Source organism: Phormidium sp. CCY1219 (genome assembly GCF_055795085.1).
In genome coordinates this window covers 1-438 of the sequence record NZ_JAYFEQ010000041.1, presented here as the reverse complement: position 1 = coordinate 438, position 438 = coordinate 1, and the positions used below count along the sequence as shown (strand labels likewise).

Here is a 438-nt window from a genome sequence, read left to right as displayed (position 1 = left end):
GTCATCCTTGCCGCCATGAACCAAATCATCCCCCGCACCGGCTTCGATATAGTCCGTGCCTTGATTGCCGTGGATGGCATTATTGCCCTCAGAACCATACAAGTTATCGTTGCCTTGTAGCCCTTGGGTAAAGGTGTTGTCACCCGCAGCGGTTATCTCGTCTGCTCCATTGGTGCCGATGAGATTATCCAGGGGAGTGGCTTCGGCATTGGGGGAGACTGTCGGCGGCGTGAGATTGCAGAAGTCCTCTACCATGCCAGCGCTTGACTCCGAAACCATCTCGTCGTTGAGAACTATATTATCCGGTGCGAAAGGCTCGGTTGGCGGTGCGCTGAGGGTAGCAACCACCGGTTCGGGAGTCGCATCTACTATTAAGCTACTGGCAGTTGAAGCAGCAGAAGTATTCCCCGCCGCATCAGTAGCAGTGGCAGTGAAGTT

1 pseudogene is annotated in these 438 nt (G+C 54.6%); it reads right to left on the bottom strand.

The features are described 5' to 3' along the window. Positions 1 to 438, bottom strand: a pseudogene (locus AC0QH1_RS00355) (hypothetical protein); the annotation flags it as partial.